Raw genomic sequence first — 20,560 nt, 5'->3', positions numbered from 1 at the left:
TGCACTCTCCCGTCGGCCTTTTAGGCCGATGGCAGCCTCGGTGGTTTGAAAATGGCAGACAAGAACAAGCCGGGTAACGGCAATAATGGCGGCTTTGACGAGGACGATCCCTTTGCCGAACTGGCGAGGCTGATCGGCACGTCAGACAATGAGCCGCCGCGCCGACAGGAAGGTCCGTACCCGCCGGAAACGGCGGATGACCTGACGGACGAGCTTCTGCGCGAGTTCGACAGCTTTTCCGCTCCGTCCGAACGGTCCGATCCGCCGCCGCGCCACGCGGCCGAGCCGTCCTTCGCGCCGGAAGAGGACGAACGTTACGACGAGCCTTCGCCCTTCGAACCCGAGGAGAGGCCGGCTTCGATCTGGGACAGCATGCCGGCCGAACCCGCGCCCGAGGAAGAGCAGCCGGATGATTTCGGAAGCTTCGAATTGCGCGGCTCGCTTGGCGGATACGAGCCGCAGCAGCCCCGTCAGTCCGATGTGACGCCGCCCGCAGAGGAGCCTGTCGCGCATCCGCCGCCATATCAGCCGGAACCAAGCTACGCGCCGAAGGCGGAATACGAGCCGGAGCCGCCGCACCAACCGGAACCGGAATACCAGACGGAACCCGCATACGAGCCCGAGCGGCGGCAGCCGGCGGCGCATGATGATCAGGAGCTCGATCTCGACCTCGACGAAATCGCGCTTGAGCTTTCGGAGCTCGAACTGGCCGATGACGGCCCGGGACCGCTGGACGAAGTGGCGGCAGGCGACGACGATCGCGACGGCGACTTCGATCCGGCCGCGCTGATTTCGACGGAGGAGCCGCCCGCGCCGGTGGACGAGCTCGACCTGCCGCCGATGGGCGACGACGAGGTCGTGCCGGCCCGCGCCTCCGCCGAGCCCTACGAATTCGATCTCGACGAGGAGCTTGCCGATGTGCTGGCGAGCCAGCCGGCGCTGGTCGATCCGCTTCAGGAGACGCCCGCCCAACCGGACCTGCCGGAGGAGGTCGACTATTACGCCGCCGCTCACAGCGAAGCCTATGAAGAACCCCTCAGGCAGGCCGTTCCGCCGCAGGCCGGCTACAACGACGCTGCCGAGGGCTTTGAAGCTGCGGTCGATGACGACTATTACGACTTTGACGATCGCGAGCGCCGTCCGGGCCTGCTGCCCGCCACCTTCCTCGGAGCAGGGCGCGTCGCCCTGATCGGCATTGCCGCGATTGCGCTGGCCGTGCTGTTCGTGTTCGCGGGCATGCGCTATTTCGCCGGCGACGGCGGCGGCGAACCGGTGGTCATCACGGCCGACAATTCAAGCGTCAAGGAAGCGCCGGAGGACCCGGGCGGCGAGGTCGTTCCCAATCAGGATAATGCCGTCTTCAACGATGTGTCCGGAACGCTGGCCGAAGCGCCGCGTCAGGACAGCCTGATCGCCTCCGACCAGGAGCCGACCGATGTCGAAAGCGTCGCGCCCAATCCGCTGGCCGGCAGCGCCGCGAGCGGCACAGCCGATACCGGCGGTCTCGAGCCGCGCAAGGTCAGAACCATGATCGTCAGGCCCGACGGCACGCTGGTCGAGCGCGACGCGGCCGAGGCCAGCTCTTCGCCCTCGACCGGGGTCAGAAGGATCGAGACGCAGACCGCGCTTCCCGATGAGAACGGTCAGCTTGTCACCTCCGAGCCTCAGGAAAGCACGAATGCCAGCGCAGGCGACGAGACCGCTGCGCCCTCGCTGGCACCCCCGTCATCGCAGGCGACGACCGCCTCGCAGACGGCTGGAGCAACGGACCAAACGGGCTCGGAAACGCCGGCCGCCACCGAGCCGTCCACCGTGGCAGAAGCTGCCGCCGAGGGTGCAGTCGAAGCGACCGAAGAGCCGGCCGCCACGGAAGAGCCCGTGCAGGATTTCGGCATCGCCAATGTGCCGCTGCCGACGCGGCGGCCTCCGGGCGGCGCGCCCGCGCGCGTTGCCGCCGCCAGCCCGGCCCCCGCCGCTTCGACGACCACCGCTGCGCCTGCCGCTGCAGCGCCGCAGCCAAGCGCACAAGCAAGTTCGGCCTATGCCATGCAGATCGCATCGCTGCCGTCTCAGCAGGAAGCGGAGCAGGCCTACCGGCGGCTCAGCGCACAGCATCCGGCGGTGCTCGGGCGTCGACCGGCGGAGATCGTTCCCGCGACGATTGCCGGCAAGGGCACTTATTATCGCGTGCGCATCGGGGCCTCCAGCCTTTCGGAAGCGCTGTCGCTGTGCGAGCAGTACAAGGCAGAAGGTGGAAGCTGCTTCGTTCCACGCTGATCTTTGGCGGCGCGGGCGCGGAATTGGTGTTTTTGCCGTGCAGGACCACACAAAATTGTGCATGAATGTCGGGGCTTATTCGTGCTTTGGCCTCGATCTCATATGATTCGCCCATGACAAACGCCCCGAAAGCCATGATTCTCGGTTGCGCCGGCGCCCGCCTCAGCGCCGAGGAGAAAGCATTCTTACGCGCGGAGCAGCCCTGGGGCTTCATCCTGTTCGGCCGTAATGTCGAGACGATGAACCAGGTGAGGGCGCTGACGGCGGAACTGCGCGCGGCGGTGGGCCGCGATGCCCCGGTGCTGATCGATCAGGAAGGCGGAACCGTGCGCCGACTGCGCCCGCCGCTGGTGCGCGATTATCCCGCCGCCTCGGTGATCGAGAAGCGCTATGCCGGTGCTCCCGATGAGGCGAAAGAGGCGGCCTATGCCTGCGGGCGGCTGATCGCCGCCGATCTGCTGTCGGTCGGCGTCGATGTCGATTGCGCCCCGGTGCTCGACATGCCCCCGGAACCCGATACCGGCTTCATCGCCAACCGCGCTTTCGGTTCGGATCCCGACCAGGTGCGGGTTCTGGCGCAGGCCATGGCCGACGGGCTGACGGCCGGCGGCGTGCTGCCGGTGATCAAGCACATGCCGGGCCACGGGCGCGGCCTTGCCGATTCCCATATCGGCCTTCCAGTAGTCAAAGAGCCGCTGGCGCTGCTCGCCGAACGCGATTTCCGGCCGTTTCGCGAACTCACCGGCATCCTGATGGCGATGACCTGTCACGTGCTGTTCGATGCAGTCGATGCCGAACACCCGGCCTCCACCTCGGCGAAGGTGGTCGAGCAGGTGATGCGCGGCTCGATCGGTTTCGACGGGCTTATCATCTCCGACGATATTTCCATGAACGCGCTGGCCGGCGATATCGGTGAGCGCGCCCGCGCGGTCGCGGCCGCCGGCATTGACATCATTCTTCACTGCAACGGCAAGATGGATGAGATGCGGGCCGTCGCCGATGCCGCCCCGGCGCTTGCCGGCGCAGCCCTGATCCGCAGCGAACGGGCGCTGGCGGGCCGGCCTGCGGCCGATGACGCCGATCTCGATGCGCTCTCCCGCCGTCTCGACGACCTTCTTCAGGCGGGGATCTGATCATGCAGGAAAGCTTCTTCCCCGAAAGCGATAACGCCACCGTCGAGGTTCGCGCGGCGGGCGAGGCGGTGCTGGTCATCGATGTCGGCGGCTTCGAAGGGCCGCTCGACCTGCTGCTGCATCTGGCGCGCACGCAGAAGGTGGATCTGGCGCGAATCTCGGTTCTGGCGCTCGCCGAGCAATATCTCGCCTTCATCGAGAGCGCGCGCCGCATCCGCATCGAGCTTGCCGCCGACTACCTCGTCATGGCCGCCTGGCTCGCCTATCTGAAGTCGCGGCTGTTGATCCCCAAGAGGCCGAGCGATGAGGAGCCTTCGGGCGAGGATATGGCGGCCACGCTCGCCTTCCGCCTCAAGCGGCTGGAGGCGATGCGCGATGCCGCAAGCCAGCTCATCAACCGCAACCGGCTCGATCGCGACGTCTTCCGCCGCGGCGCGCCGGAGCATATTCCCGATGAAACCGGCTCCCGCTACATGGCGACGCTTTACGAGCTTCTGGACGCCTATGCCAATATGCGCCAGCGCGAGGCGATCAGCGAGGTGACGATCGCAAAGCGTCACGTCTGGTCGCTTACCGATGCGCGCGAGCTGTTGCAGGGGCTGATCGGCGAGATCGGCGAATGGACGGCGCTCGATCGCTATCTGTTGCGCTACCTCACCCGGCCTGAGGATCTGCGCACCGCGATCGCCAGCACCTTCGCCGCATCGCTGGAACTAGCGCGCGAGGGCCGGCTTGATCTGAGACAGGACGAAGCCTTCGCGCCGCTGATGATGCGTCGCGGCAGAGGCAGGATCGAACCCTTCACCGGCGAGGCCGCCGAATGAGCGAGCCCGAGGACAACGAAGAATCGTTGAGCCCGGAACGCATGCTGGAGGCCGAGCGGATTGCCGAGGCGCTGGTTTTCGCCTCCGCCGAGCCGGTGAGCGAGGCCTATATCGCCGAGCGTATTCCCGAAGGCGTCGATGTCGCGGAGCTGATGACGGCGCTTGCCGAGCAATATCGCAATCGCGGCGTCAATCTGGTTCGCGTCGAGGATCACTGGGCGTTCCGCACCGCCGCCGACCTTTCCTTCGTCATCCACCGCGGTGAGCGCGAGGCGCGCAAGCTCACCCGCGCTGCACTCGAAGTGTTGTCGATCATCGCCTACCATCAGCCGGTCACCCGCGCCGAGATCGAGGAAATTCGCGGCGTTCAGACCTCCAAGGGCACGCTGGACGTGCTGATGGAGGCGGGCTGGGTCCGGTTTCGCGGCCGCAGGCGCACGCCCGGCCGTCCGGTCACCATCGGCACGACCCGCAGCTTTCTCGATCATTTCGGTCTGGAGGAAATCCGCGATCTGCCGGGGCTGGAGGAACTGCGCGGCGCGGGTCTGCTGTCCGGCCGGATACCGCCCGGCTTCCAGATACCGCTGCCGCTCAATGACGACGAAGACCTCACCGACGACGAGGAGCCGCTGGATGCTGCGGATCTTGAGGATCTGGGGCTTTTGACACCGGGCGGTAAACATGATGAATAAGCTCTAGAAAAAGTGGCCACGCCATTGTAAGGCGAGGCAAAACGTTCTGGAGCGGCGATGAATTTTGCCCGGCGCCCTGTAGCTGAGAGCGGTCAGACCGCGCGGCTCGGTTTCGAAGATATCCGCCACGGCTATGGCCAGGGCGACGTCGTCAAGGGCGTGTCGCTGTCGGCCGCGCCCGGCGAGGTCCTGTGCCTGCTGGGGCCGTCCGGTTCGGGGAAAAGCACGCTTCTGCGCATCGCGGCGGGCCTTGAACGGCCACATCACGGCCGGCTGCTGATCGATGGCGTCGAGGTGACAGGGCCTTCAACCTTCCTGCCGCCGGAGCGACGTGGCATCGGGCTGATGTTTCAGGATTTCGCGCTCTTTCCGCATATGACGGTCGCCGATAATGTCGCCTTCGGGCTGCAGCGCCTGCCGAAAGCCTCCCGTCAGGCCGCCGTCGGCGAAGCGCTGGCGCGCGTCGGGCTTGCCGGCTACCGCGACAAATATCCGCATATGCTGTCGGGCGGCGAGCAGCAGCGGGTGGCGCTTGCGCGCGCCGTCGCGCCGCGCCCTTCCGTGCTGTTGATGGACGAGCCGTTTTCCGGCCTCGATTCGCGGTTGAAGGATCAGGTGCGGGCCGAAACGCTCGGCGTTTTGCGCGAGACCGGCGCGACCGTCATGATCGTCACCCACGATCCCGGCGAGGCGATGGGCGTCGCCGATAGGATCGCCTTGCTGAAGGACGGACATCTGGTGCAGACGGGCACGCCGCGCGCGCTGTTTTCCCGGCCGGAGAGCCTGTTCGCCGCCTCTTTCTTCTCTGAAATCAATCGCTTTGATGGAAAAGTTGAAGCAGGAAGGGTCGAGGCCCCGTTTGGCAGTCGACCGCTTGCCGTCGCCATGCCAGACGGCCCTGTCACGATCGCGATCCGCCCCGGCGATATCCGGCTGAGTGCGGAGGCGACGCTTTCCGGCCAGCCGGCGGAGGTGCTCGAGCGCCGCTTTCTCGGGACCCAGGAACTGTTCCGGCTGAGGATCGAGGGCACGCCGCATGTTCTCGACGCCAGCGTTTCCGCCGGCGCGATCGGCGAGGGCGCGGAACGGGTTTTTGTCGAAGTCGACGATCAGACTATTTTGGTATTTGAAAATCGCGAGCAAACGCCTTACACCAGAGACACCTAAGTAACAGGAGATTTGGTTATGGGTAATCTCGGTATCTGGCAGCTGCTCATCATTCTGGCGATTGTCGTGCTGCTTTTCGGCCGCGGCAAGATTCCCGAACTCATGGGCGATGTCGCCAAGGGCATCAAGAGCTTCAAGAAGGGCATTTCGGACGACGACGAAAAGCCGGCGGACAAGGACAAGACCGTCGAGCACACTGTTGAGCACAGGGCAGACGAGACCAAGCAGGGCTGATGCCGGGCAGCCGGCAACGGCTGGCCGCAGGAGAATGTGAATGCTTGACATTGGCTGGACCGAGCTCTTGGTCGTGGCGATCGTGCTGGTCGTTGTCGTCGGGCCCCGCGAACTTCCGCATGTGCTGAGAACCTTCGGCAAGACCATGACGAAGTTCCGGCGCATGGCGTCCGATTTCCGCTCCCAGATGGACGATGCGCTGAAAGAGGCGGATATGGAAGACGTCTCGACGGCGATCCGGGACGTCAGAAAAATCAATCCCGCCAATCAGTTGCGCGACGCGATCAATCCTTTGCGACAGACCGCGCGGGATATCGACAACGATCTCAAAAAATCGACCGCGCTGGACAACAAGCCGAAACCCAAAGCCGATGGGCCGGAGCTGAAAAAGACCTCCTACCCGACGCCCGGCACAAACCCCGATGTCTCCTCCGTCAACGCCTTCGACAAGGCGGCGGCGAAGAAGGATGAGCCGACGCTGGTCTCGAAGCCCCGGGACGAAAAGCTCATCAGCCACAGGCCCGGCTTCAAGGCTGCGCCCAGGCCGGTCAAATCGAAATCGTCCGGTGGACGCAGGAGCGGGCGATGAGCGCGAACAATGATATCGACGACAAGCCGCAGCCGCTTGTCGAGCATCTGATCGAGCTCAGGAAGCGGCTTGTCTGGTCGCTGGTGGCCTTCTTCCTCGGCTTCCTGCTCTGTTTCGCCTTCGCCAAGGACCTCTTCAACATTCTGGTGCTGCCCTATAAATGGGCGGTGATGTGGTCCGGACACGATCCGGAGAAGATGCAGCTCATCTATACCGCGCCGCAGGAATTCTTCTTCACCCAGATCAAGATCTCGCTGTTCGGCGGCTTGTTGCTGGCCTTCCCGGTGATCGCCTTTCAGGTCTACAGCTTCGTTGCACCCGGACTTTATCGCAACGAGCGTTCGGCCTTTCTGCCGTTTCTGGTGGCGTCGCCGATCCTGTTCATCATCGGCGGCGCCATCGTCTATTTCTTCCTGATTCCCGTGGTCATGCTATTCTTCCTCGGCATGCAGCAATCCGCGGGAGAGGGCGAGGTGGCGATCTCGCTGCTGCCGAAGGTCTCGGAATATCTCAGCCTGATCATGTCGCTGGTGCTGGCCTTCGGCCTGGTGTTCCAGTTGCCGGTGGTCACCACGCTGATGGCGCGCGTCGGGCTTGTCTCGTCGGAATGGCTTGGCAAGCAGCGCAAATTCGCGATCGTGATCGCCTTCATCATCGCCGCCGTGCTGACCCCGCCCGATCCGCTTTCGCAGCTCGGCCTGGCGCTTCCGACCGTGCTTCTCTACGAGGTCGCGATCTACGCGGCGCGGATCGTGGAACGCAAGCGCGTCGAAGCGGCAGAGGAAGAGAGCGCCTCGGAAGAGGACGAGGCTTAAAATGCCTCTTTCAGAGCGTGAGCCCGCGCCGGTTTGGGTCGCGGGCCGTCCTCCTTTCTATTGACGTCCCTTCGAAGAAAAGAGGCCCTTCTGTTGCTCCGGTGTCGGAAGCGCTGTCATCTTTGGCGGGCGCTATCGCGATTCTCTATCCTGTAACGTCACGGGGCACGCGGCGGTCGGGACGACGGCAGCGAGCCTGCTCGACGCAGACCTTTTTCAACGCTATGGCGCAACAGCATACACCCATCATGTGCGACCGCCTAAAGATTGCGCTATCATCGTTACTTTAAGTTACGTCTCGTAACAAGATATAACTAAGTAATATCGTTAAAATTAGTCAACGTTCCGTTTTTTATTTGATATCTTTGGCTTTCTAATATTTACTTCTATTGGACGGTATCGCTGCTGCTGATTTGGCCGGAGGCCGTTTGAGATGTTTCGAGGCCCCGGCTGTTATCACGGATGTCGGTCAGGTTCCCGAAAGCGCATGTCATGCCCGCCTACGACCGCTTGAAAACTGAAGTAGATGGAGAGCAGGTATGACAAACGCGAACCTCAAACGTCCGCGGCGACCAGGGGACCGGAAAACAAGAAATCCTTGTGCGGCGGTATGCCGGCTTTGACTTGTAATCTGATGACCTCGAACGGATGGAAGGAATTGTTATGACAGGCAAGAAAATCGAAGCGTCTGACGACTCTCAGATCACGGAACTGGGGCAGGAAGATTTGCAGAATGCGGCTGGCGGAAGTGTGCTCGGTGATATCGAGAATGCTGCCGATGATGTCGGCCATGTGGTTGGGGAAGGCGCGGAATGGGCCTACAACCATCCGGGCGATGTTGCGATCGGCGCCGGGGTAATCGCTGCCGGGGCAATGGGCGGCGTTGCCGCGGCTTCGGTGCTCGCGGGGCAGGGCACCGTCGCTCTTGCGGCGGGTATGTCTGCAGCGGCAGGCGGCCTGGGCGCGGCTGCGGCCGGTGCGGCTGAAGGCGTTGCGCACGGCATCGCGGATGGCGTCGACGAACTCAAGAAGATTTTTTGACGGCCGGGTTATATATAGCGCTGCCTTGATTGGTGGCAGGTATTCCGCGTCACACCTGCGGTCTCCCGCGATGGCGGGGCAACTGACCGCTACGTGGCGATAGAGCTTGAGCAGGGGAGAATGCACTATGGAAAATGAAAGCAGGAAAATCGGTCCAGCAAAGATGGACGAGACGGAAATCACAGAGCTCGGTCAGCAGGAGCTGCAAAGCGCTGCCGGCGGCAGTTTCCTGGGCGATGCCTGGGACGACGTCAAGAGCGCGGGAGACTGGGTTGGGAATGAAGTGGAGAACCACCCGGTTGCGGCCGTGGCCCTCGCCGTCGGTGCTGTCACAGGTGTTGACGCGGTTGCCGGGGCTGTTGCCGTTGCAGGCAGCGATGCCGCCGCGATCGCGGGTGTATCAGGCGGCGATCTTGCGGTCGGAGCGGCTGCGAAGACGGCGGCTGGAGTCTTTTCCGGCGGTGCTGTCGGCGGTATCGCCGATATGTTCAAGAAAGTGATCGATGACGCCTGAAGTTTCGGGCGGGATATTCAAAACTGTCTCTTGCGGCTGCGGGAGACAGTTTTCCTCGTGTTCTGATGGCGGATTTCGCACTGCTTATCGTCTGGGCGCGGATGGTGAGTGAGATTTGCGCTGCCCAAGTAAGATCGTCGCGAAATCATGTCTACATCCAGTGAGCCCCCGAAGCAGATCTATCGCGAATCCGCCCTCAAGCATCTCCAGACCCCGGAAAGCACCGACAGCCTGATGCGTGTCGTCGGCCCGAGCGGTTGGGTCGTGGCGATCGCGATCGCGCTCGTCTTCTGCGGCGCGATCTACTGGAGCATTTTCGGAACGGTGACGACCTTTGTCCAGGGCAAGGGCATTCTTGGTCCGGCTTATGGCGAGACCCGCGATTTCGTTGCGACCCATTCCGGCATATTGCGCTCGCTGCCGGTTGAACTCGGCGATACGATCGAAAAAGGCGAGCTTCTGGCCTCCATTGAAATCGTCTCGGTGGCGGAGGACAAGCGCGAGGCGGAGCGCACGCTGCGCTCGCTGAAGACCGAGCAGGATCTGCTGGAAACCTACTGGAACAACCTGCTGCCGCAACAGCTGGCCGACCTCAAGCAGAAGGAGCAGGATCTGGAACGCCAGATCGCGTGGGACGAACAGCAGGTCGAGAGCCGGAAGAAGATTCTCGACGGCTTCGAACAGGCCAGCAGCGATGGCGCGATCACGCCGCTGAGGCTCGAACAGGCGCGGGACTCATTCATCCAGGCATCCGCAAATCTGGACGAGAACAAATTCGACAAGGAGCAGCTCGCGGCCAAGCGGCTTGAACTCGAAAACCAGAAGACCACGGCGTTTCAGGCGATGAGCGACCGGCTGCTGAAGGCCCAGGAAAACCTCGCCGATCTCGAGGACACGCTCGACAGCGGCGGAAAGGTGCTCTCGGACATGGCCGGACAGGTCATCGCAGTCGACGCCAGCATCGGCTCCTTTGTCCAGCCGGGATCGCCCATCGTGACGGTCCAGCCTGTCAACACCGATATCGAAGGGGTGTTTTTCGCCAATCCGCTGCACGGCAAGAAAGTTCTGGCGGGCATGGAGGTCAATGTTTCGCCCTCGACCGTCGAGGCGTCCCGTTTCGGCACCATCCGCGGAAAGGTCGTCTGGGTCAGCGAAGATCCGCAGAGCGACACCGCCGTCGCGCGTCAGCTCGGCAACGAAACGCTGGCGAAGGCGCTTGCAGGCAGTGAACCTCCGATCGCCTTCGGCGTTCAGCTTGAGAAGGACGCGGCCTCGCCCTCCGGCTTGAAATGGACCTCGGGGCACGGTCCGAATATGGAGGTCCGCACCGGCACTCTGGCCGATGCCGATGTCGCCGTGGAGCAGGTTCCGCCGATCGTTCTGGTGATCCCGGCTATCCGCCGCGTGCTCGGTCTCGATCAATGATCGGCGGAGCGCGGGCATGACGAAACTGTTTTCGGCGCTGAGACTGGGAAGGATCTTTCGCAGCGCGAAGACGCCGACCATCCTGCAGATGGAGGCGGTCGAATGCGGTGCCGCCTGTCTCGCGATGGTGCTGGCCCATCACGGCCGATGGGTCCCCCTTGAAAGGTTGAGGCTCGAATGCGGCGTGTCGCGGAATGGCTCGAACGCCTGGAGCCTCATCGAGGCCGCCAGGCGCTTCGGCTGTGAGGCCAAGGGGGTCAAGGTCGGACTGGAGCGACTGCGCGAGGTGACGCTGCCGGCCATCATTTTCTGGCGCTTCAATCACTTCGTCGTGCTGGAAAAGATCGACCGCAAAGGCGCCCAGATCAATGACCCGGCGCAGGGGCGCAGGCGCGTCGCCTGGTCGGAAATGGATCGGGATTTCACGGGCATCGTAGTGACCGTCAAGCCCGGGCCAGAATTCGAAACCGGCGGCGAGAAACCATCGGTGCTGCGCGAACTGAGGCAGCTCTCGCGCGGGACGGCAGGACCGTTCGCCTTCATATTGCTGGTAACGCTCCTGATGGTCATTCCCGGCATCGTGATACCGGCGCTCAGCAAGATTTATGTCGATGGCTTCCTTGTCGGAGGACAGGAGGACTGGGTCAGACCGCTGCTTGCGGCCTATGTCGTGGCCGGCGGGTTGAGCCTGCTTTTGAGTTGGCTGCAGAAGCACTACCTGATGCGGTTTTCCGCCAGGGTCAGCATCGACATGACGCGCAAGGTGCTGTGGCGCCTGCTGCATTTGCCGATGGACTTTTTCAGCCAGCGCTTTGCCGGGGATATTTCGAGCCGGCTCGGTTCCGCCAGCCGGGTCGCGTCGATGATCTCCGGTCCGCTGGCGTTCAGCATCGTCGGCATGATCTCCGTCGTCGTCTATGGCGCTCTGATGTTTTCCTACAGCGTGCCGCTGGCCTCGCTCGTCGTCGCCATGGCCGTCATCAACTTGATCATGGCGCGGGTCGTCTGGCTGCGGCTGGAGAATGCGCGCCACCTGCTGGCCAAGAACGGGGCGGAGCAGGCCTCGGCGATCATGAGCGGCCTGTCGGCGATCGAGACGGTCAAGGCCGCCGGGCTCGAGGATGATCTGTTTTCCCGCTGGGGCGGCCTTCAGGCCCAGCTCGTCTCGCTGTCGCAGACCATCGGGCGGCAGAACAACCTGCTCGGCCTGCTGCCGGGAACCCTCTCAGCGCTCGGGCATATCGCGATTCTCAGCCTCGGCGCGCTGTTCGTTCTGGACGGTCGGCTGACCGTTGGCGACCTTGTTGCGTTTCAGGTTCTGGTCGGCAGTTTCAACGGGCCAATTTCGGGGCTCGTGGGACTGGGTTCGTCATTGCAGACGACGCAGGTCGATCTCAACCGTCTCGATGATGTCATCAATTACGGTGCCGCCGAGCCGGAAGCGGTGCCGCGGCCGCAAGCCGCCAACGCTGCAGCCAGGCTTGTCGGCAAGGTCGAGCTTCGCAATGTCACCTTCGGATACAGCCGGCTTGAAAAGCCGCTGCTCGATGATTTCTCGCTGCTTTTGCAGCCGGGCATGCGAATCGCGCTCGTCGGCGCCAGCGGCTCGGGAAAATCGACCGTCGGCAAGCTGGTTGCCGGGCTCTACCGGCCATGGCAGGGCGAGATTTTCTTCGATGACATCCCCCTGCAGCAGATCGACCGCCTGACGCTGACCTCGTCGCTCGGTGTGGTCAGCCAGGATATCAATGTCTTCAGCGGGACATTGCGGGACAATATCACGCTCTGGGATACATCGATCCCCGAGCCCGCGATCCACCGCGCGGTCGCCGATGCCTGCCTCGACCAGCTGCCGCTGGTGCGCGAACAGGGGATCGATGCCGCCTTGTCGGAAGCAGGACGCAATCTCAGCGGCGGCGAACGCCAACGGCTCGAGATTGCCCGCGCCCTAGCGCGCGATCCGTCGGTGCTAATCATGGACGAGGCGACGTCGGCGCTCGACCCCGTCACCGAGCAGACCGTCGACATGAACCTGAGACGGCGCGGCTGTGCCTGCCTGATCGTCGCCCAACGGCTCTCGACCATCCGCGACAGCGACGAGATCATCGTTCTCGATCAGGGCCGTATCGTCCAGCGCGGCACGCACGATAGATTGATAGCTGAGCCGGACGGGCACTATGCCCGCCTTGTGGCCGCCCACTGAGAAGCAGACCGGATGACCGACAGCCCGCAAACAGACCTGCCACCGGCGCTTCGCAAGGCCCGTGCCGCCGCCCGGATGCCGCGTGCGATCCCGCTCAACACGGTTGATGGCGTCTTCGTTGTCGAAGAGGGCGCTGCCGACATATTCGCGGTCGACCCCGATACGCAAATCTACGGGCCGCTGCATCATCTCATGCGCCTTGCCGGCGGCGACGCATTCACCGGGCTGGCCGATGTCGTCTGGGACGGCGGCGCACCCGATATCATCGTTGTCCCCGCGCCCGGCTGTCGGCTCGCAGCGACTGAGGAGGGGCCGTCCGGCGCGGGCATCGACGCGTGGATCGGCCGACTGCTGGCAGCATGCCCATCCGCCCTGCCGCCGCGCGGCATCGCGCCGTTGCGCGCCGGGCAGCATGTCTCGATACCGCAAGGAGCGGTGGTCTGCGCCGCCGGCGCATTGCTCTGGCTTGAGACGGATGGCGTGCTCAAGTCAGGCGACGGGCGCGAGCTCGGGCCGGGCCTGGTGCCGCTGACGGCGGATTTCTGGGTCAGGCTCCAGACCGCAGTCACGGCGCGGGTGTACGACAGTGCCGCGCTTGCTGAGGCGGGATGGCTGCTGCGCGGGCGGGCGGAAGCGCTGCGCGTCGCGCTTTCAGGCATCGCAACGACGCTGGCCACAACCCGCCTTGATGGCCGCGACAATGTCTCGCGACGCGACCAGGCGGCGGAGCTGCGCCTGAAGGCCGCCTCCGGCGAGGTGGCGGCGCTTCTTAATCGCAGGGCAAAACAGCCCGCGGGCACGCTCGCGCCCGATGCGCTGGCGCGCTGTGCGGCCCGCGTGGCGGCGGTGGATGGTATCCGGCTGAAAGCCCAACAGTCTTTTGTGCAAGGCGATCGCGGCGAGGCGATCGCCGCGATCGCCCGGGCCAACCATGTGCGCTCCAGGCGCGCGCGACTGCCGGAGGAATGGTGGCGCGGCGATCACGGCGCGTTCCTGGCCTTTACCGAAAGCGGCGAACCCGCCTGCCTCATCCCCGGCCGCTTCGGTTATCGCCATATCGATTCCGAGGGCCGCGAGCGCAAGGTCGGCAGGCAGTTTGCCGAAACGCTGACGCCGGAAGCCTATGTCTTCTACCGGCCGCTGCCGGACGGCAAGGTGACGTCGCGCATGCTGCTCGGCTTCGTGTTCCGCAACAATGTCCGGGCCTTCGCCACCATCCTGATCGCGTCGGCCTGCGCGGCGCTGCTGGCGCTGCTCACGCCGCTGGTGTCGGGCCATATCTTTGATACGATCATCCCGAAAGCGGAATACGACCAGTTGCGCCAGGTCACCATTGTTCTGGTGGCGGCGGCGTTCGCCACGCTCGGCTTCGGCACGGCGCGGGCGCTGACGCAACTGCGCATGCGCGGCCGGATCGACGCGGTGGTGCAGAGCGCGGTCTGGGACCGGCTGCTGCGCCTGCCGGCCTCCTTCTTCCAGCAATACGAGGTCGGCGATCTCGCGAACCGCGCATCGGGGATTAACGCCCTCAGCCGGGCGCTCAGCGGCTCGACCCTTTCTGTCCTGTTCAGCGGATTGTTCTCCACCGTCAGCCTGGCGATGATGCTCTATTATCAGCCCATGCTCGCCGGCATCGCCGTGGGCTTCGTGCTATTCGTCATTCTGATCAGTGCGGCTTTCGCCTATATGCAACTCTTGTATCAGCGCGAACAATACGAACTGCGCGGAAAACTGTCCGCCCGAACCTTCCAGTTCGTGTCCGGCATTGCCACGCTGAAGGTCAATGGAGCGGAAAGGCTGGCCTTTGCCGACTGGACCGAACGCTTTGCCCGCGACATGCATTTCCGGCTGCGCTCCAACGTGCTTTCCTACAGCGAGGGGCTGCTGACGAGCGGGGTGCTCATCGTCTTCCATATCGTCGCGCTGGCGGTGTTCGCCTTTTATGTCGAGGACGTCTCGACCGGTACCTTCATCGCCTTCAACACGGCCTTCGGGCAGTTTTACGGCGGGCTCTCCGGCTTTGCCGGCGCGTTCGTTACGCTCATGTCGCTGAAGCCGCTCTATGAACGCACCGAGCCCATTCTGGCGGGCGAGCCGGAGGTTTCCGGCGCTAAAATCGACCCCGGCGAGTTGAGCGGCCGGATCGTCGTCGCCCATGCCAGCTTCGCCTATGAGGCGGCCGGCCGGCCGATCCTCGACGATGTGAACCTGGATATCCGGCCCGGCGAGTTCGTGGCAATCGTTGGCCCGTCGGGCAGCGGCAAGTCGACGCTGCTGCGTTTGCTGCTGGGCTTCGCGACGCCCCAGAAGGGCGGCGTTGCCTATGACGGCCATGACCTTGAAAAGCTCGATCCCGCAGCGCTGCGCCGGCAGATCGGCGTCGTTCTTCAGGATGGCAAGCTCCTGACCGGCAGCATTCGCGACAACATCACGGCCAACGGCATCTACACCGAGGCCGATATCTGGCAGGCCGTCAGGGATGCCGGTCTCGAGCGGGATATCAGGGCGATGCCGATGGGCCTGCAGACGCCGGTCGGCGAAGGCGCGGCAACCTTTTCGGGCGGTCAGAAGCAACGGCTGCTGATCGCGCGCGCCCTGGTGCGCAAGCCGCGCATCGTTCTGTTCGACGAGGCGACCAGCGCGCTCGACAACGTCACCCAGGCCGAGGTCAGCGCCGCGCTTGAACGCATGAAGGCGACGCGCATCATCATAGCGCACCGGCTTTCAACAATCCGCCATGCCGACCGCATTTATGTTCTCGAAAACGGCCAGATCGTCGAGAGCGGGAGCTATGACGAACTGCTCGCGCGGGATGGCGCTTTCACCGCGCTGGCCAACCGTCAGCTGGCATAGATGCCGCGCCAGAATTCGCAGGCCGGCTGGTCCCCGACAGACATCGTTTCCGGGCGAACCGGTAGCCGGTCAATGGTTCTTGAGGCGGCGCATCTCGCTCGTCAGTTCATATCGCAGTCCCGTGATCGCGTAGGTGAGGGAGGCATTGCCCTGAAACTCCCGCGACAGCGCCTGCTCAAGGATACGCGAACCGAAGCCTCGCCGCCGAGGCGCTGCGGCGGGCGGCCCTCCGCTCTCGCTCCATGTCAGGCGGAATGGCTCGCCGGTGGCGGGGCAGCCGGCCGACCAGGTGATCGAAACCGTGCCGTTCGCCGTTGAAAGAGCGCCGTATTTTATTGCATTGGTCGCCAGTTCGTTGATGGCGAGCGCCAGCATCGAGGCTTGACGGGAGAGAAGCTCAACGGGCGGGCCGTCCAGTTCGAGCCGGTTGCGACCCGTCATGAACGGTAGAAGCGCCTTCTCTATGACCGCTCGAATATCCGCTTTTGGAACCTGCGAACCGGTCAGTAGCGATTGCGCCTCGGCAAGCGCCGCGATGCGATGGGAAAGTCGAGTTTTAGCCTCTCCCTCGAGACCGACGCTCGTCAGGGACTGGCTGATAATGGCTGAGACCACCGCCATCGTGTTCTTGATCCGGTGTTCCAGTTCGCCGGCCAGGAGCCGCGTCTGGTTCTGCGTCTCCACGGTTGCTGTCGTTTCGACGACGGTGTCCATCATGCCTTGCACGATGCCGTTCTCGTCGCGGATGGGGCTGTAGCAGAAGGTGAAATAGCATTGTTCGGGATAGCCATGCCGGTCGACCACGAGCGGGAAGTCTTCGATAAAGGTGGCTTCGCCGGCATAGGCGCGGTCTGCGATTGGACCGATCTTCTCCCAGGCTTCCTTCCAGACCTCGCGGAAGGAGCGTCCCAATGCAGGTGGCTTGCTGCCCAGGATCGGCAGGAAGGCGTCATTGTGAAAGGTAATGAAATCCGGCCCCCACGTCAGGGCTTTCGGGAATTTGGAGTTCAGCGCCATGCCAAGGGCGGTCTTGAGCGCCGCCGGCCAGCCGTCTATCGGGCCGAGATCGGTCTTCTCCCAGGGATAGGCTCGTATCGCATCAGCCATGTCTCCGCCGCCATCGAGGAAATGATACGCTTCTCCCACCGTCGATGCTTCCCCGTACGCCTGTCACTCTCAAGAGGAAGATAGGTGATCTGACGACAAGAGTCATCAGTGATTACTTGGAAAGTTAAGACTTACTTACTTACCGGGCCGATCGCCGCCAATGTCGAAGCTTCACCGCTCATATGGCTCGCCGAGCGAGGCTATGCCGTTCAGCTTCAGCAGGCGTCGGTCGGCGGAGATGATGCCCAGCACGATGATGGTGACGATGTAGGGCAGGGCGGAGAGCAGTTGCGAGGGAAGGCCGACGCCGGCGGCCTGCGCGGCAAGGCTCAGCAGCGAAACCAGGCCGAACATGCAGGCGCCGAGAAAGACCCGTCCCGTCAGCCAGGTGCCGAAGACGACGAGGGCGATGGCGATCCAGCCGCGGCCGGCGATCATGCCGTCGGCCCAGAGCGGGGTATAGACCGTTGCGGCATAGGCGCCGGCAAATCCCGCCATGGCGCCGCCGAAGACGATGGCCGCGAGACGCACGACGATAACCGGAAAGCCGATCGCATGCGCGGCCTTGGGGTTCTCGCCCACCGCGCGCACGACGAGGCCCGTCTTGGTGCGGTTCAGCATGAACCAGACGCCGAAGGTCGCCGCCAGCGACAGCCAGACCACGATATCCTGGCTGAACAGCCCGCCGACGACGGGGAGGTCAGAAAGTCCGGGAACGGCGAGTTTCGGCAGACCCTTGATCGTCAGGCTCTCATAGGTCTTGCCGAACAGCGCCGAAAGCCCCTGGCCGAGAATGCCGATCGCAAGGCCAGCCGCGACCTGATTGGCCCGGAACCCGAGCACCACGAAGGCAAAGACCAGCGCAAGCAACGCGCTGACGATTCCAGCGGCAACAAAGCCGAGGACATGGCTTCCGCTTTGATAGACGACGATGAAGGCGATTGCCGCGCCGAGCGCCATCAGCCCCTCAAGGCCGAGATTGATCACCCCGGAGCGCTCGACCACGAGTTCGCCAAGGGCGGCCAGAAGGAACGGCGTTGCAGCGGCCAGCATGCCGGCGATGATGAATTCGATCGCGTTCATGCCGTGCTCCGACGATGGGCGGCTGGCCATTCCAGCTGGTAGCGCGTGAAGGCGACGGCGACGAGATAGGCCAGCAGCAGGCTGCCCTGGAACACACGTACGGCGGCGACCGGCAGGTTGGCGGAGACCATGGCGTTGTCGCCGCCGATATAGAGCGCTGCCATGAACAGCGAGGAGAAGATGATGCCGATCGGATGGAGGCCGCCGAGATAGGCGACAATGATCGCCGCATAGCCGTAGCCGGTGGCAATCGAACGCTGGAGCTGGCCGACGGGGCCGGCCACTTCGGCAGCGCCCGCAAGACCCGCCGCAAAGCCGCCGATGAGCAGCGAAAGCCAGATCGCGTTTCTGTCGCTGAAGCCGGCATAGCCCGCCGCTTTGGGCGCGAGCCCGCCGACCTGCAGCCTGTAGCCCATGAAGCTCTTCTGCATGAACACGAAGGCGGCAGCGGAGAAGGCGAGGGCAATTAGAAGCGAAACATTGACCCTGGTGCCTGGGATCAGCGTTGGCACCATCGCGTCGTACTGAAACATCACCGATTGCGGGAAATTGAAGCCGTTCGGGTCCTTCCAGGGACCAAGCAGCAGGTAGTAAAGCAATTGCAGCGCGACGAGGCTCAGCATCAGCGAGACCAGGATTTCGCTGGCGTTGAGACGTGTGCGCCAGAACGCCGTGATCGCGGCCCAGAGCGCGCCGCCGACCGCGCCAAGCAGAAGCATCAGCGGCCAGATCCAGAACCCGGTCGCCATCGGGAACCAGACCGGGATCGCCGAGGCGAAGATCGCGCCCAGTATGAACTGGCCTTCCGCGCCGATATTGAACACCTTCGCCCTGAAGCCGATCGCAAGCCCCTGCGCGATCAGGAGAAGCGGCCCGGTCTTCAGCAGCACTTCCGAAAACGAGGTCCAGGAGATGAACGGTTCGAGCAGCATGGCATAGACGACCGCCGTGGGGCTGCGGCCCATCAGCACGTAAAGCCCGACATTGAGGATCACGGCCGCCAGCAGCGCCAGCGGCGGAGCAAGCAGCGTCGCCTTCAACGAGGCCTGGTCGCGCTTCACCAGAGACGGCAGGAAGGTCGTTGCTGTCATGAGGCGCGTCTTTCCGGTTCGGAGCCGATCATGTAGCGGCCGATCTCCTCGGGTCTGGTGTCGCGGGTGACGAGCGGCGGACTCAGCCTTCCGTGGTGGAGCACCTGGATATGGTCGGAAAGCTCGAACAATTCCTCAAGCTCCTCGGAAATCACCAGGATCGCCATGCCGGCATTGCGCAGCGCGATCAGCCGCTGCCGGATCGCGGTCGCGGCGCCGATATCCACGCCCCATGTCGGCTGGGCGACGAACAGCAGTTTTGGCGCCAGCATGATCTCGCGCCCGACGATGAATTTCTGCAGATTGCCGCCGGAAAGCGCGCCTGCCTCTGCCTGCGGCCCCGGCGTGCGCACGTCATATTCGCTGATGCACTCAAGGGCGAAGGCCTCCGCCGCTTTCCTGTCGATCACGCCGTTGCGCACCACGTTGCGGCCATGGGCGGTCAGAATGGCGTTCATCGCCAGCGACATTTCCGGCACTGCGCCGCGCCCAAGCCGTTCCTCGGGAACGAAGGCGAAGCCGAGCTTGCGGCGTGCGGCCGCGCCCAGGGGGCCGACATCCTTGCCCATCATGAAGATGCGGTCACTGGTGGGAAGGCGGGTCTCGCCGGAAATCAGCGCGGTCAGCTCGCTCTGGCCATTGCCGGATATGCCGGCGATGCCGAGAATTTCGCCGCCGCGAACGGTGAGCGTGATGCCGTGAAGGGTGACGCCGAACGGGTCCTCCGGCGTATAGTCGAGACCAATGATCTCGAGTTGCTTGTCGCCTTGTTCCACCGGTTCGGCGGGCACCGGTTCGGGGATATCGCGGCCGATCATCATCTTCGCAAGCGTGTGCTCGTCGTGGTCGCGCGGGTCGAGATGGCCGGTCACGCGGCCGGCGCGCAGGATCGTGGCGCGGTCGCAGATCGCCTGGATTTCCTCCAGCTTGTGCGAGATCAGCAGGATCGACACGCCGCCATCGCGCAGCCGCTGTAACGTCTCGAACAGAAGGGTGACGGCCTGCGGCGGCAGCACCGATGTCGGCTCGTCGAGGATGAGGAGCTTCGGATCGGTCATCAGGCAGCGGATGATCTCGACCCGCTGGCGCTCGCCCACCGAAAGCGCGTGGACATGGGCGAAGGGATCGACCTCCAACCCGAAATCGCGGCCAAGAGCGCGCATGCGCTCGGCGAGCGCGCTCTTGGTGCCGGACATGACCAGTTGAATGTTCTCGACGACGGTGAGCGTCTCGAACAGGGAGAAATGCTGGAACACCATTCCGATGCCCTGCCGGCGGGCGGCGGCGGGCGAGGCGAGCGCGATCGGCTCGCAATTCCACGCCATGCTGCCGGCGTCGGGCTGCTCCACGCCATAGATCAGCTTCATCAGCGTGGATTTGCCCGCGCCATTTTCGCCGAGGATCGCGTGGATCGATTTCGGGGCGACGGACAGGTCGATGTCCTGGTTGGCCTGGACCTGTCCGTAGCTTTTCGAAATGCCGCTGAGCGAAAGGAGTGGTGTCTCCATTCCC

Annotated in this window: 17 protein-coding genes; 13 read left to right on the top strand and 4 right to left on the bottom strand. The window is 63.9% G+C overall.

What is annotated here, in order from left to right:
* Positions 1–51 precede the first annotated feature (51 nt).
* The 13 genes from V6766_RS09095 to V6766_RS09035 all read left to right on the top strand — a co-directional run bounded on the left by V6766_RS09095 (position 52) and on the right by V6766_RS09035 (position 15,767).
* Positions 52–2,277: an SPOR domain-containing protein gene (locus V6766_RS09095; protein WP_448465651.1), complete on the top strand. Its 2,226-nt coding sequence runs from the start codon at positions 52–54 to the stop codon at positions 2,275–2,277.
* Between the two features lie 113 nt (positions 2,278–2,390).
* A complete protein-coding gene (gene nagZ, locus V6766_RS09090; protein WP_448465649.1) occupies positions 2,391–3,410 on the top strand; it encodes a beta-N-acetylhexosaminidase in 1,020 nt (339 codons plus the stop codon).
* A 2-nt stretch (positions 3,411–3,412) separates the two neighbouring features.
* Positions 3,413–4,234 (top strand): segregation and condensation protein A, encoded by an 822-nt coding sequence (locus V6766_RS09085; RefSeq protein WP_448465647.1) that lies wholly within the window; start codon positions 3,413–3,415, stop codon positions 4,232–4,234.
* Entirely contained in the window at positions 4,231–4,926 is a 696-nt protein-coding gene (gene scpB / locus V6766_RS09080) for an SMC-Scp complex subunit ScpB (protein ID WP_448465645.1), read from the top strand. Before V6766_RS09085 ends, scpB begins: the two co-directional genes overlap by 4 nt.
* A 57-nt stretch (positions 4,927–4,983) precedes the next feature.
* Positions 4,984–6,093 carry an ABC transporter ATP-binding protein gene (locus V6766_RS09075; protein WP_448465643.1) on the top strand — a complete coding sequence of 370 codons (1,110 nt, stop codon included), beginning with the start codon at positions 4,984–4,986 and terminating at the stop codon, positions 6,091–6,093.
* Between the two features lie 18 nt (positions 6,094–6,111).
* Positions 6,112–6,327: a twin-arginine translocase TatA/TatE family subunit gene (locus V6766_RS09070; protein WP_448428578.1), complete on the top strand. Its 216-nt coding sequence runs from the start codon at positions 6,112–6,114 to the stop codon at positions 6,325–6,327.
* A gap of 40 nt (positions 6,328–6,367) precedes the next feature.
* On the top strand, positions 6,368–6,916 hold the full coding sequence (tatB, locus tag V6766_RS09065; RefSeq protein ID WP_448465641.1) for a Sec-independent protein translocase protein TatB: 549 nt from the start codon (positions 6,368–6,370) through the stop codon (positions 6,914–6,916).
* Positions 6,913–7,731 carry a twin-arginine translocase subunit TatC gene (gene tatC / locus V6766_RS09060; protein WP_448465639.1) on the top strand — a complete coding sequence of 273 codons (819 nt, stop codon included), beginning with the start codon at positions 6,913–6,915 and terminating at the stop codon, positions 7,729–7,731. The genes tatB and tatC overlap by 4 nt, the downstream gene beginning before the upstream one ends.
* A gap of 663 nt (positions 7,732–8,394) precedes the next feature.
* A complete protein-coding gene (locus V6766_RS09055; RefSeq protein WP_448465637.1) occupies positions 8,395–8,772 on the top strand; it encodes a hypothetical protein in 378 nt (125 codons plus the stop codon).
* A 127-nt stretch (positions 8,773–8,899) separates the two neighbouring features.
* Complete coding sequence (locus V6766_RS09050) at positions 8,900–9,286, top strand: hypothetical protein (RefSeq protein WP_448465635.1); 387 nt, start codon at positions 8,900–8,902, stop codon at positions 9,284–9,286.
* 147 nt (positions 9,287–9,433) lie between these two features.
* Positions 9,434–10,711 (top strand): NHLP bacteriocin system secretion protein, encoded by a 1,278-nt coding sequence (locus V6766_RS09045; protein ID WP_448465633.1) that lies wholly within the window; start codon positions 9,434–9,436, stop codon positions 10,709–10,711.
* A gap of 16 nt (positions 10,712–10,727) precedes the next feature.
* Entirely contained in the window at positions 10,728–12,914 is a 2,187-nt protein-coding gene (locus tag V6766_RS09040) for an NHLP family bacteriocin export ABC transporter peptidase/permease/ATPase subunit (RefSeq protein ID WP_448465631.1), read from the top strand.
* A 12-nt stretch (positions 12,915–12,926) separates the two neighbouring features.
* Entirely contained in the window at positions 12,927–15,767 is a 2,841-nt protein-coding gene (locus tag V6766_RS09035; RefSeq protein ID WP_448465629.1) for an NHLP bacteriocin export ABC transporter permease/ATPase subunit, read from the top strand.
* Between the two features lie 69 nt (positions 15,768–15,836).
* Here the strand turns inward: V6766_RS09035 and V6766_RS09030 are convergent, their stop codons facing one another.
* From V6766_RS09030 to V6766_RS09015, 4 genes are all read right to left on the bottom strand, one after another.
* On the bottom strand, positions 15,837–16,874 hold the full coding sequence (locus tag V6766_RS09030; protein ID WP_448465627.1) for a sensor histidine kinase: 1,038 nt from the start codon (positions 16,872–16,874) through the stop codon (positions 15,837–15,839).
* 171 nt (positions 16,875–17,045) lie between these two features.
* A complete protein-coding gene (locus V6766_RS09025) occupies positions 17,046–17,957 on the bottom strand; it encodes an ABC transporter permease (RefSeq protein ID WP_448465625.1) in 912 nt (303 codons plus the stop codon).
* Positions 17,954–19,048, bottom strand: a complete 1,095-nt coding sequence (locus V6766_RS09020; protein WP_448465623.1) for an ABC transporter permease — start codon at positions 19,046–19,048, stop codon at positions 17,954–17,956. The genes V6766_RS09025 and V6766_RS09020 overlap by 4 nt, the downstream gene beginning before the upstream one ends.
* Positions 19,045–20,556 (bottom strand): ABC transporter ATP-binding protein, encoded by a 1,512-nt coding sequence (locus V6766_RS09015; RefSeq protein ID WP_448465621.1) that lies wholly within the window; start codon positions 20,554–20,556, stop codon positions 19,045–19,047. The genes V6766_RS09020 and V6766_RS09015 overlap by 4 nt, the downstream gene beginning before the upstream one ends.
* Positions 20,557–20,560 lie beyond the last annotated feature (4 nt).

The sequence above is a fragment of the Martelella sp. AMO21009 genome (assembly GCF_053484295.1).
The sequence above is the reverse complement of the archived record's forward strand: the minus strand, read 5'-3'. Positions and strand labels throughout refer to the sequence as shown.